The sequence below is a fragment of the Pedobacter psychrodurus genome (assembly GCF_004331735.1).
Classification (GTDB): domain Bacteria; phylum Bacteroidota; class Bacteroidia; order Sphingobacteriales; family Sphingobacteriaceae; genus Pedobacter; species Pedobacter psychrodurus.
Map to the genome: position 1 here is coordinate 1 of NZ_SJSO01000017.1, position 13,315 is coordinate 13,315.

Annotated in this window: 9 protein-coding genes and 1 tRNA gene; 3 read left to right on the plus strand and 7 right to left on the minus strand. The window is 36.5% G+C overall.

Annotation, left to right across the window (positions count from 1 at the left end):
* Window positions 1–390: 390 nt before the first annotated feature.
* The 7 genes from EZ456_RS17890 to EZ456_RS17920 all read right to left on the minus strand — a co-directional run bounded on the left by EZ456_RS17890 (window position 391) and on the right by EZ456_RS17920 (window position 8,495).
* Window positions 391–996, minus strand: a complete 606-nt coding sequence (locus EZ456_RS17890; protein ID WP_131532506.1) for a hypothetical protein — start codon at window positions 994–996, stop codon at window positions 391–393.
* Between the two features lie 599 nt (window positions 997–1,595).
* On the minus strand, window positions 1,596–2,672 hold the full coding sequence (locus tag EZ456_RS17895) for an FISUMP domain-containing protein (protein WP_131532508.1): 1,077 nt from the start codon (window positions 2,670–2,672) through the stop codon (window positions 1,596–1,598).
* A gap of 513 nt (window positions 2,673–3,185) precedes the next feature.
* Window positions 3,186–3,650 (minus strand): SMI1/KNR4 family protein, encoded by a 465-nt coding sequence (locus tag EZ456_RS17900; RefSeq protein ID WP_131532510.1) that lies wholly within the window; start codon window positions 3,648–3,650, stop codon window positions 3,186–3,188.
* A gap of 60 nt (window positions 3,651–3,710) precedes the next feature.
* Window positions 3,711–4,433, minus strand: a complete 723-nt coding sequence (locus EZ456_RS17905) for a hypothetical protein (RefSeq protein ID WP_131532512.1) — start codon at window positions 4,431–4,433, stop codon at window positions 3,711–3,713.
* Between the two features lie 127 nt (window positions 4,434–4,560).
* A complete protein-coding gene (locus tag EZ456_RS17910) occupies window positions 4,561–5,178 on the minus strand; it encodes an HNH endonuclease (RefSeq protein ID WP_131532514.1) in 618 nt (205 codons plus the stop codon).
* The gene (locus tag EZ456_RS17915; RefSeq protein WP_131532516.1) at window positions 5,171–6,583 is read right to left on the minus strand and encodes an ATP-binding protein; all 1,413 of its coding nucleotides are present in this window, start codon (window positions 6,581–6,583) and stop codon (window positions 5,171–5,173) included. The genes EZ456_RS17910 and EZ456_RS17915 overlap by 8 nt, the downstream gene beginning before the upstream one ends.
* A 130-nt stretch (window positions 6,584–6,713) precedes the next feature.
* Window positions 6,714–8,495, minus strand: a complete 1,782-nt coding sequence (locus EZ456_RS17920) for an ATP-dependent nuclease (protein WP_131532517.1) — start codon at window positions 8,493–8,495, stop codon at window positions 6,714–6,716.
* Between the two features lie 382 nt (window positions 8,496–8,877).
* Here EZ456_RS17920 and EZ456_RS17925 point away from each other — a divergent pair.
* The 3 genes from EZ456_RS17925 to EZ456_RS17935 all read left to right on the plus strand — a co-directional run bounded on the left by EZ456_RS17925 (window position 8,878) and on the right by EZ456_RS17935 (window position 12,123).
* Window positions 8,878–8,950: transfer RNA gene (locus EZ456_RS17925), tRNA-Lys, on the plus strand.
* A 44-nt stretch (window positions 8,951–8,994) separates the two neighbouring features.
* Entirely contained in the window at window positions 8,995–9,816 is an 822-nt protein-coding gene (locus EZ456_RS17930) for a class I SAM-dependent methyltransferase (RefSeq protein WP_131532519.1), read from the plus strand.
* Window positions 9,817–10,041: 225 nt separating this feature from the next.
* Complete coding sequence (locus EZ456_RS17935; RefSeq protein WP_131532521.1) at window positions 10,042–12,123, plus strand: FUSC family protein; 2,082 nt, start codon at window positions 10,042–10,044, stop codon at window positions 12,121–12,123.
* The last annotated feature ends 1,192 nt before the right edge of the window (window positions 12,124–13,315 follow it).

The following is a 13,315-nucleotide window of genomic DNA, read 5'->3' on the forward strand; positions in this document are numbered from 1 at the left end:
AATAGAAGAAGTAGGCTTTTCATTTAGATAAGCCAATATTTTCCTGAAAGATTCAACCTCTATTTCAGCAAACCTTAACTTATAGTTAAAATGCTCAATCAATTCTTCTCTGCTTAATTTGCTGTTAACATGAGAAATAGCATCTTCAATATCATTCATATTTACAATGTTTATACAAATGTTGTAAATATTTATTTAAAATAAAAGCAATATTTAAAAATGTTGATAAATAATAAAGGCATCTAAATCAGATGCCTTTATTATTTTTTTTTTAAAAAATTAATTCCGCCAACAGGTTAATGTAGTTTATACAAGATAAAGATTTTAGTTGTAAGTAAGTTGGTAGTCTACTTTACTATTTGGCCAGAACAAGTTATGTTATTACTATGCTTATTTTTCCTTGCAGATTTTTAAGTACTTGGTGTATTCGTTTATAAATCGGTCGCGTTGTTTTTTATAGTCAATTACACTTTCAAAATTTCTATATTCCGGTTTCATATTGTTAAAGTAGAAATAAACCGTTACACCGTTTCCTGGAAACATAATAAATGTACCTAAGGTGCTGCCTGTTTCTATTGTTGCTCTGCTGAGTCCGTAAACCTTATAGCCATTAAACTCAAGTTCGATCAAATCTTTAGTTTCCATACCCGTTGTATGTGAGTTTAAAAATTTCAGATTATCAATCAGATTCTTTTTGTCCTGGTTATATGCTTTTTGTTCGGAAAGTTCAACTTTCAAGTTTACGAATGGAGCTTTCTTATTGTTATTGTACAAAATTCTATAACCATCTGTTCTGGTTACTTGAACTTGTCCAACAGCTGTTGGTATAATCTTTATCTTTTCTGAACCTTCTGGCAATCTGTTTGCACTGGCAGCAGTAAAGTTCGTTGCCGTTTTAAACGAAATATAACATTGTGTAATTTCATTTGTACTGGTAAAGCTAATTAAAAATGTTCCTAATAGAATGGCGGAAAGCAAAGTCAATTTTGATTTCATGTTTTTAAGATCTCGTATAATTTAGTGACAACAAGATAAATAATTTTTAAACTTTAGCTCAACTAAATCAAGAAGTGATGGCGCTATTGGCGTCAGTCTTGTGTAAAGGACATGTGAATCGGGGACTTATGCTTCCCGAAATTTAGCTAGATTCATTTAAGAGCTTCTTTTAAAACACAAGTCGGGCCTTTGCTTGGGCCGTGGCGCTAAGACTTGCGCTCAATGTCATTAAGTTAATGGATAAATCGCAAAAAGATGTCACCCTGAGCGTAGTCGAAGGACATTTATTTGCGACTTATCAATCTCAAGAAGTCTTCGACTACGCTCAGACTGACGACCGTGGTGCTTAACTTAATGACATTGGACTTGCGCTAGCATGCGTTGAGCGTTTGGAGTTTGGAGACCGATTCGTCATTGAGAACGGAAGCCTGTCAGCTTATATTTCCTTCTATGCCTTATATGGTCAAATGTCACTTTTAAGGTGTTTGGTTTGTTATACCCCTTAACAAAATCAACCGGGAACTTTCGTTATTCCCAGTTGATTAAGCGATTTCTAGCCTTTAGGTTTCGAAATATGAGCATTATTGCGATATGGGCAATTAATCTTTTACCAACCTTACTGCGGCACCTGTGGTTTTACTATAATCGGTTACACGCGGTTCGCTGTATTTGTTAAAATCAAGGTAGTAGGCAAAGCTGTCGCCGCTTGATTTGGTAGTGCTCGACCACCAATAACTTAACCATACGCCATAAAGGAAAGATTTTCCCCCGCCGTATTCATCGCCACCTGCACTACCATTGTGAAGTAAATTAAGGCCCGAAGAATTATCGCCATTGCCATGCGCAAATTTGTAAGGATCTTTTATGTCCCAGCCAGTGGTTGCCCTCATTTTTTTACCGGCCACTTTTTCGCCGCCTAAAGCCGCGATAAGGGTTACGAATTCATTGCTGCTGGGCACATGCCAACCAGCAGGCGCTAATCCACGACGATCGGTAACCGCATAAAAGTTGTACAGCTTTCCGTATTTCTTTTCATTACTGCTATCGAAATTAAGGTAACAAAAAGCAGGAATTTTTTCTCTGCTTACCTTTTCCCATTCTTTTTGGTTGGCCACGTAATAAATCTGCTCGCCGTTTCTATATGTACTCACGTTTAAATTGGTGCTTGTCCATACCTGGTTGCCAATTTTTACCGGACCTGTTATTTCTGGCGAGGCATTGTATATTTCTTTTAACTGTGCCGCTTGTGCTGCATTACAGCTCCAAACAAAGTTAGTAGGTTGTATGCCACCGCTTCTTTTTAAACATTCTTTCGTAGCTATTGCATCGGCCTCTTCTTTGGTTTTTGCTATGCCCCAGCCAAATGCAGTACCCACATTACCGTTTATGGTGCGGTAGGCTGCACAACCTGTACCCGAATAGGTGAGTACAATGCTACAAGATCCGCCACGTTTGTTGCATTCGTCAACCGCTCTTTTTTCGGCTTCTGCCCGATTTGGCTGATCGAACGAAAAACCATAATAAAAACCATTAGATCGGTCTATAGCCAATGCACCATATTTGGTTTTAACCGGAACAGCCGTTTTGGTCGCCGATTTTTTTACCTGCGCAATTAAATTGGATGTGGTAACCAATTGCACAAGCATTGCCATTAGTAGTAGTTTGTTTATTTTCATGCCTTTATTGTTTGTTTGTTATTGGCAAATCTCCCGATTGTATATGCGGCAATCAATACCGCTTAATGGGTATATTTTTACGATGAAAGTCCGAAGTCAGGGGTCGGGGGTCAGAAGTCGGGCTTTCTTAAAGAGATGAGGATTAGAGAGGTTTTTGGAGCGCAAAGACAGTAATCCTTAGGCTGGCTTCGGTCCTGCTGTCCGTTCCCCCCGAACAAACCTGTGAAACACGCAAGCACACAATAAAAAAGTAAAAACTAGTGCTTAAATCGGGATCCACTCCCATCAGGGCTATTTAACAATAGGCTGCAGCCCGAAAACACAATGAATGTATGAAGTAATCTATTTTGTTGGATTAGTCTGGGGTCGGAGGGGCGAAGTTTGAGTTTATAAAAGCGAAATTGTACGTCATTGTGAGCGGAAGGCCAGGGCTTGTGAGCTAGCGTGAAGCCTGTCTGCTGCAGGCAGGCAATCTATTTGATGATTTCAGCCGCATTACATCCACATCATGGATTAATCGCGGTTTTTATTTAACCTGTCCCAAAAGCTATTGTGATCTGATTTACTAACGAGGCCTTCGCTGAGATATATTTCAAGAAATTTTAGAATAGAAGTGGCCTGTACTGCCATTTCCTGAGTGCCATGATCGTCGTTTATAACTTCGTATTGACCTCCTTCCTGGAGTTGGATTAACCATTGGTCGCTGTAGATCATATATTCGGCAAAATGGAAAATATTGTTTGCTAATTCACTTTTATAATCAATTGCCTCATGTACTGGAATTACCCTGAATAACCAATCATCGGTGTTAAATCCATTACAAAATGTATAGAATTCAATAAGGTCTGGTGGAAGTGGGTGGTTAAGCTTTTGTTCAAGGTCTGCAAGATCTTCTGGGCTACAGGGAGCGTTAAAGGTAATGCTCAGTTGCTTTACTGCAAGTTGATGATCTTTGAAAAGTTGTTTGACCTTGTTCATGCGTTTAGTAATTCAAGATTTCACACGCGGCACGCGTGAACTAGCGATGAGATTATATCACTAAAGGCCAAAGCGATAATCTATTGTTTTTACATCATCGGATTTAATTGAAATTATCTTTGTGGCTATCTTACCGTTTATTTCTGCGACCGTCAAACTTGTCCTGCCCTTTGAGGTTATTATAACTTCGTAAAGTCCGGGTGATAACTTAACCGAATAGCTGCCATTTCCGTCAGCAGTAACAATCTTAGCAGTTTCATCCCTCTCAATTGAGTACATATCTTTAATTACAGCAGAGCTCAACTCATCAAAGCCTGCTTTGGTGTCGCCATTCATCTCTTTTAATTGACTGCTGTACTTTTCAACGTCAACTTTATTATCAACTAAATATTTTAATACTGCTGCTCGTTCATATTTGGCTGTTGGACTTTGTTTACGGCCGGTTGTATCAGTCTTTCTAACATAAATTTTTGCTCCAACGTCGGGCTTATCCCCATAGTTTTTATTGAAATAGTATGTTACTACTCCTTTTAATTCTCCATTTGATAGATTTTTGTTAGACGCAATTGTCTTTAGATCTTCTTTAACAAAGTCAATAGATTTTAACTCTGATTGCTTAATGTTGATGGGATTTCCTTTAAATGAAATTTTCAATATTCCATTTATTAAGGAGGTGACATTACCTTCGATTATTTCGCCACTCTTAAGAGTTATAACTGTTTGACCAAAAGCGGTGGTGACGAAAGATAATATCATCACGATTACGATTAATTTTAGTTTCATAGTCTACTTGGATATCTGTAACCAGATTTTATTGTTTCAATTTAATATTTTTATTAGAAATTAATGTATACTTTAATGAAAGCGTATATAGTATACGATGATTTCACACCTTCAGCGATGAGGCCTTTTAACGTATTGCATCTTTTATTATATCAATCAATTCTTTTTTATCTTGAGGATCTACATTTTTTAAGCTCACTACAAGCTGGTGTAAAAGAGTGGGACTTGCCTTTTGGTAAGCTTTAGCTCGTTGCTCCACCGTAATTAATCTGAATAATTCACAAAAAGTTATTGTTTCGCTTCCTTTTGATGTTTTTGCAACGAATACACATTCATTGATAATATCTATATGATCTGAGTAGTTGTCATAATGAGCGTGAATTATTTTGAAATTTTTTCCATTCTTAGGATAATTTACAATTGCTCTATTCAAAACTGGCTTAGTACTTTTCTTCGTATTGCAGGCAGGGCAGCTTAGTGCTAAATTCAGAGTTTTAAATGTAAAAACTTCATATTCCGACTTTGGAATAATATGTTCTATATCTACTTCCTTGATATCAAAACCAAGTTGATATTTACAATAGCAACACTCATTAAATTGCTGTATTCTTAAATGAGAAATGATATTCATTTTTATTGAATCAAATACAGCTTTTGTCCAGTCAGTATGGGTGCTAAAATGTTGCGTAATTATTAACGCTTCTTCTGCTGTAGGAGTATACGGAATTAAGATTCTATTACTCATTAGAATTCGCTTCAAATATTGCTTTAATAACAGATTTCATAGGATCTTTATCCAAGATTGAAGGGTAAAATTCTCTTAGTTTGTTTTGAATTTTAATTAGTTCTTGATTTGATCTTTCATTATTTGATAACAAAACTAGTGCTTTGGAAACATTTTCATAGAGATTAAAGTTGCGAGTAGATTGCATTTCAAACACATTTAATAAAATATCTTCAGCAGACCACCCATAGGTTGATTCATCAATTTTTTTTGCATATATTATACCTTTCGTGTTTTTTAAAGATATTACTGAAGAGTTATTTGGTTTTAAATCAGATGCTAAAAAAGGTGAATGAGAGGCTATTATTATATGACAACCTGAGACGTTCTCCAAAATTTTATTAATTAGATCTATATATTTTACTTGCCATTGGGGATGTAAGCTTATCTCTGGTTCATCAATTAAAATTAAGCTATCATTTTTTAGCAATGGAATAAGTGATAACAATGTTGATAATATATTAGCTTCTCCTGAACTAGCTTCTCGAAAATTAAAAGGTATTCCTCCTTTTTTAAATACCTGAATTTCGAATGTTCTGATAAAACCAATTTTTCTTAAAATACTTATTATTTCGTATTCGTAAACATTTTCGCTATAAAGTAAATTGTCTTTACGTATTCTACCGATATTCTTTTCTGAAAAGTTGATCGTCAATTCATTTTCACTGGTGCCGTATTGTAATTTATCTATAATAAAATCACATATTTCGGATGCTCTTGCTTTTATAATATTTGAAAAAGTCTCACTTCTATAGGAAAAGCGATTGGCATTGTATTTCTCTAAATAATCTATTAATGATTTTGGAGTAATATCTTGTACCGTATCAAAGAATGAATTCATAAACTTGTAACTCAATTTAATTATTGGCTCATAGTCTAAATAATCAAAAATGTGTCTATAATTTCTTGAAACATCAAGTTCTGAATAGCTTTCAAATACTATTTCAAGAGCTCTGTTCATTAAAGCTCTATTAGAAAAACTATTTACACTATTTCTAGTTCCTAAGTAGTTGTATTTAAAATCTTTATGATATATTTCGCGTATTAAATGTGACGAGGGTCTAAAGCTTTGGTCAACTGGAAATTTATCAGATATACTGTTTGTAATTGCAATTATTTTTGACGGAATTTTATTGAATTCAAAATGAGAATCTTTAAAGAGATACTGTTGATTTTCGTTACGGTTCAAGCTATTGAAAAATCTCGCAATTTCACTTAAAATTCTACTCTTTCCAGTTCCATTATTGCCTATGACAAGAGAAAAATAGTTTTCATTGATAGATTCAGAGTTATCAATTAGTGTAATTTTATCCGTACTAATTAATTTGTTGTCTATTTCTAAACTATAGAGTCTAAATCCATTCATGTTTTATTAACTAAGGTAGTAGTTTTAAATTTTGTATCTCGTTTTGTCAATTGGTAGAAGCTTGGGACTTTAGAATAGTCTTTAAGTGAAGAACTTCTGGACACCTAATCAAAACACTTATTATACCGTTTTATTCAGCTAGAATTTTAGCTAAAATGATTTCTAAGTCTGTAGAGCCATCAACTGGATATGCACTAGCTAGCCATTCTTCTTTGGTCATTTCGTCAAAAATGCTCATATTGTTTTTAGCTTTAAAGTTGATATTGAATGCTTGAATTATATGAGTTTTAATATCTTCTTTAATATCAGAATATTCTGTAATTTGAAATTCATGAGACAATATATTTGCATTTGTAATTAAGCGTTGAATAGCATTTCTTGAATAGTAGTTCTCGATTTCACGCTTTCTTAAAATATCAAAGCCGCCACCTAACTCTTGAACTTTATCTATGAGCAACTGTTTATTCGCTAATTTTGTATCATAGTCGGTAGCGCCTCTATCTGAATCAAGAATAAAAATAAATTTGCGATTTATTTTTCTGCACAGCTCAGCATTCACAAAAAACTCCACTTGATCACCGCCACAAGGAATTAATAAAATATCATCAGGTAAACCACCGATAATTTTTTGAAATGCTCTTTCCCAGAATTTAACATCTCCGCTACCCTCCACAAATACAGCTTTTCGATAATTTTCGTTTAGCAAATTATAGTTCGGCCTAATTCCTAGTTCTTTTATAACGACATCCAAAATGTCAGCTTCATTCTCATAATTGAAATAGTTTGATATTTCATTTTCTTTTTTTACAACTACAATATTTGAATTTTTTGTTGCGCCTGCAAATACTGGCGAATGCGTTGTTACGAAAAATTGGCTGTTTTCAGATAAAGTAATGATAGAATCTAATAAATCATTCTGCAATTCGGGGTGAAGAAATGTTTCAGGCTCTTCAATTCCAAATATTTGATATTTTTTTGTTGCCTTTTGTGCTAAATATTCAAAATATGCAACCATTAAGAGTCTTTTAAATCCTGTCCCTTTATTTGATATTGGGATTTCAAAAGTATCAGTTGAAAATTTAAGCGATAGATCAAACTTTACTAGATTGCCCCAATTACAGGCGACCGAGGGTTTTATCTTTTCTAAGTTAGGAACATTTCTTTTCATTAATTCAGTTATAATGCTGAATTCTGTTTCTAAATCGGTCTGAACATTCGTTTCTATTTGAGTTGTCAATGCAGAATTATTTTGCAAAGATTGAGTTGCAATTGGCTTAAATTGTGTTTGAAAAGCAGTTGAACCAATATTCAAATCTTGTTCTGCATCAAAAAGTGAGTAATCTGGCATTTCAAAGAATTCATATTGTTTTTTCAAATTCTTTAAATATTCATCGCCTGGATATTCCTTTTCAACTCTGCCTAAGTCTTGTGTGTTTGCGTCTATGAGTTCGATCTTTGAAATATTTGTTACACCTCGTCCTGAACGTGAATGTTCAACACTTAATGCACTTAAATATCCGTTTATATCAACTTCTTTTACGCCCCAACAATTAGAATATTGTTCATTACTTATGTCATAGCAAGAGTAAAATAGTTCTTTTACTAATTTACCTGCGCTTGAGAATGTAAAGACTTTCTTTAGTTTAATTTTGCCATCAACATCTAATGCTAATGAATTAATAGTTTCGTTCGTCTCAAAACGAATTGTAATTTCAGTTCGTTCGTTGTCAACAATGCCTTTAAAAACATCATTTGATGTGAATTTGTCATTAAAGAAAGCGTCGAGAGCTTTAAGTATATTAGATTTTCCTGAGTCATTTTTTCCTACGAAAGAATTAATTTCACCGACTTTAAGATTCTGTAGAGATTTAATTCCTCTAAAATTATTAATTGAGATGTCGTAAATTTTCATTATCTGTTTTTAGGATTGTAAAAGACGTATTAGCTGTTAAATACACACAATTATTATGTAGTGAGATGTTTGTCTCGAATAGACGAAAAAAACCATTAATCCGGTTGATTAGTATATTTCCTATTCGTATTTGAACCTATATAAATTTTTAAGTTTGGCGAGTTGAGAAAGAGCATTACGAGATATTTAATGTTTACTAATGTATAAAGAAAAAACGACAGCAAATACTGGAAACCGTAAATACTGATAAATAGGTATACGCTTATGTTCTGCGAATTGAGAAAATGTGTGAGAACGGGTAATTGCTTAATAATGAGGTTCGATCTATGTTTTAACACAAGCGACTAATTATTGTTGTTTTTCTCCTATATTTAATCCACCAGACTTCTTAGCTCAGTTGGTAGAGCAACAGACTCTTAATCTGTGGGTCCAGGGTTCGAACCCCTGAGGGGTCACAAAATCACTTATTGTATTTGAACGAAACATAAAATCAATCGTTATGAACGATATTTTGACAAAAGATCCTTCGGCTGATCTGCCGGGAGATACTGCTACTCGTTACGAGCAGTTTTTCGGCCCATTATTTTTTGAACCCTACGCTATAGAAGTTGCAAAACGAATTCATTCCATTCCAGTTTCTGTAGTGCTCGAAATTGCGGCAGGGACAGGTCGTGTTACCCGCCATATTCGGGAGCATATTCCATACTCAGCAAAGCTAATCGCTTCAGATATTAGCGAGGAGATGTTGGCCGTAGCCAAAAAGACACTGGGCCACCTTGATATCGACTGGCGAAATATTGATGCCCAGCAACTTCCTTTTAGCGATAATAGTATAGATTTGGTTATTTGTTGCTTCGGGTATATGTTTGTTCCTGATAAACCGAAAGCATTTGCAGAGGCCTATCGGGTTTTAAAACCGGGTGGTCTGTTTTTATTTACAACCTGGGATAAGCTGGAGAATAATGCGGCATCTTATTCTGCCAGGTCTATTGCAACGGAATATTTAGAAGAGCCCTTGCCCGAATCGCATAATCTTGCAACTTCGATGAATAATGAAGCGCTTATAACACCATTACTAAAGGATGCCGGCTTTGCAAAAATATCAATTGAAAAAATAAAACTTTTTTCCGTAAGTCCAACCGCAAAAGAAGCTGCATGCGGTCTGGTAGAGTGGGGGCCTGTTTATGAGGAGATCAAAAAACATAATCCTGCCAGTATAGACGAGATAAAAGTTAAGGTGGAAAAAGAACTTGCTGAAAAATTCGGGGCTGCTCCCATGATCGCTCCAATAAGTGCTGTATTCAGTCAGGCTTGGAAATAATAAGAACACAGCACAATTTATGTTCCTCAAATCCTTCCTCTCCGTAGTGTTCAGCGCAGCGTCACTACGGAGTAATACATAAGATAAGTTATGAACACGCAATTACGCTTCTAAAGTCCAAAGAACAGATCGGTATCTGGTTTTGCGTAGCCATTTGCTATGCATGCATTATAAAACTGTTATCTTTGCAGCTTTTATCAATTATTAGCATTCATTAACATATTCATGGGCAAAAACAGCATCGGCTCTACCATTTCGTATTTCTTTTTAGGTGAATACTTTTCTGATGCCCTGCGCACCACTATAACTGTGGTATTGCCCATTATTTTATTCTTTTACCTGGGCAACCCCGAGGCAGCAAAAGGAATAGGGGTCGGGGCGTTGCTGATCAGTCTGACTGACTTACCCGATAACCGCCTGAACAAACTGAAAACAGCGCTGTGGAGCATTATTGTTTTTTTTGCTACTACACTGGTGGTTTCGTCGGTTTTAGATCATGTTTATTTAACTGCGGTTGTAGTAGTTATTGCTGCTTTCAGCTTTTCGATGTTTGCCGTATATGGGCAGAAACTATCGCTGATTGGTACCATGGCGCTGATTGTGTGTACCTTTGTGATGGGGCTTCATCCAGAAAGACCGCTGTATTTTAGTAGCTATATTTTGATTGGTGGCGTTTGGTATTACGTGATCAGTTTAATCCAGATTTTAATTCGGCCTTATCGCTCGCTTCACCATGCCATTTTCGAGTGTTTGATGAGCAGTGCGGTGTTTTTAAATGCCAAGGCCAAAAATTACGATGTGGATGTTCCGCTCGATCTGCAACAAAAAGAAGCTATAAAACTGCACATTAAGGTTAACCAGAAACATGAGCTGATCCGCAATCTGTTGCTTACTGATAAATACGCCATGAACCCCGATAACCCCAAAGGTCAACTGTTGTTGGAGCGGGCGAGGCTATTGATCGATTTATATGAACAGTTGAATGCCGTGCATTACGATTATGCTTTGGTGCGCAAAACTTTGGCAACGGGCCCGAGTTTAAAACTGATTGCCACCTTGATTGAATTACTGGCCAAAGAGCTTGAACAACTGGGTAGGCACGTCCGGTCCGCCAAGGCTTATAAAGGTGAGGTGGCCACCAATATCGAATATTACCAGAAACGCGTGATGTTGTTGCAGGAGATGGAGCGTTTAAACGAGACCCAGCGTAAAATTGTGCTCAAAGTAGTTTCGAACATGAACGATATTGTGCGCATTATCGAAATGATCAGGGGCAATGAACGCACACCAGAGAAACACTTACAGGAACCGAGCGGATCGATTTCATATCCTTTGTTTATTACCGGCGATCGATTTTCGATTAAGGAGCACCTGACCTTAAAATCGCCCATTTTCAGGTTTTCGCTGCGGCTGGCCATCTGTTTCCTGTTTGGTTTTTTGCTGATCTGGCAATTAGAACCGAGTAAATACAGTTACTGGCTTTTTCTCACCCTGGTAATTGTGGCGCGGCCGAAGTTCTCGATTACCTGGAAGCGGAACTTACAGCGGTTAAAAGGAAGCCTCGGTGGGGTTGTAATCGGACTGATTTTGATCTATTTTGTGAAGAGTCCGGCAGTGCTGCTATCTTTTTCAGTTCTTTTTCTGCTGGGTTTTTATGCCTTTAACCGTTTAAATTATACCGTAAGCGTATTGTTTATTACCCCTGCGGTAATTTTAACATTGGGCAGTTATCAGGGCCATTTCGATCATATTGTACACGACCGGATTATCTTCACCGTGCTGGGCTGTGTAGTTGCCATTTTTGCCACCTATCTTTTCCCCATATGGGACAGTCGCCAGTTGAAAGAGAAAATAAGCAAAGCAACAAAAGATAGCTTACATTATTTGCAGGTAGCGATAGAAAGGAAGGAAAACCTGGGGGAGAATATTTCGCGGATGGCCAGGAAAAATGCCAACCTGAGTTTATCAGCATTAAGCGAAGCGATTGAGTCGGCAAGCCAGGAGCCGATGCGTAAACACATCGATTTTAATGGTTTGTATGGCGTACAATCGACCATTTACCAGATCAATGCGATTATTACTTCTATATACCTTTCACTTAACCATAAACCTGAACAGGCCGACCCGTTATTGGTTAGCCAGATTGTAAGTAACCTCAGTAATGAAGTGGTATTAAAAAGTAATGCTGTGCCTCATGTTGACGCAATAGATGTTGATCATGATGACCATTCTACCAAACAGAAACTGGCACATATTGCGGTGTTATCGTTCGATTTCAGGAGATTTAGTACTGGTTTTAGGGGCTAAATTTCGGTTGTTTGTCCGTCTGAGCGGAGTCGAAGACCCTGCCAATCGTCAACTTTTGCAGTGTATCTATCATAAAAGATCCTTCGACTCCGCTATCAATGACAGACTTCAATAGAATGGTCGTCATTCCCGCGCATGCGGGAATCTTAATGCAACCTACAAACCCTACCAAGGCATTACGATTCCCAATCGAGTTGGGAATGACGATCTCTCGCAGCCTACGATTAGCAAAAAAAATGTCATTTATATTGACTTTTATACAATAAATTATCTCTCGGGATGACGAACGCACTGGAATTCGCGGTATCAGCGGGAAACCCTTATTTGTTCCCGCTGATTTAAGATAATTTGCGCAGAAAATCAGGGTTATCAATTTTCTAGCGATACATTAACTGTTTGAGCTTATATGAAACTTATATTTCTTAAATGGTTCAGAAAGGATGCTGTGTTATCGCTACTCGTCTTCGACAGGCACAGACTGACAAAGCATGGTTTTATTATCATATTCATATAAGGAACATAAAGACATTTACGTTCGCAGGATCCCAGGATTTATTTAATTCAAAAACTTGTCCGTCTGAGCGGAGTCGATGACCCTGCCAATCATCAACTTTTGATTGTAAGCTATCGTAAAAGATCCTTCGTTGCACTATCATTGACAGACTCCAATAGTGCGGTCGTCATTCCCGCGCATGCGGGAATCTTAATGCAACCTACAAACCCTACCAAGGCATTACGATTATTCATATGTTTTCCTTTTTTCAGAGGCATTCATGAGCACTCCGTGGTTCCCAATCGAGTTGGGAATGACGATCTCTCGCAGCCTACGATTAGCAAAAAAAAAGTCATTTATATTGATTTTTATGCAATAAATTATCCCTCAGGATAACAGAGTGATGGGCGGAGTCGTGTGCGCTGCACCCTTATCTGTGTTACTTTGATTGGTTTGTTTCTGCAAAAAAAAAAGATAGGTATAGTATTGTACTAATCATTGCAGATTGTTCGTTAATAGTCTTCAAGAGGCTCAGCGTGATGAAACCCGATTTATAGTTTTTATCATTTTCGCTAAGTAACCTTCTTTAAAATTATATGTTGATTATTAATGTCTTACTACTTTTTTAGTTAAAAATTGTTAATTATTTAGAATAGTTCTAAATAAAGACCTATATTTGTTCATCATTATATTTGGTTA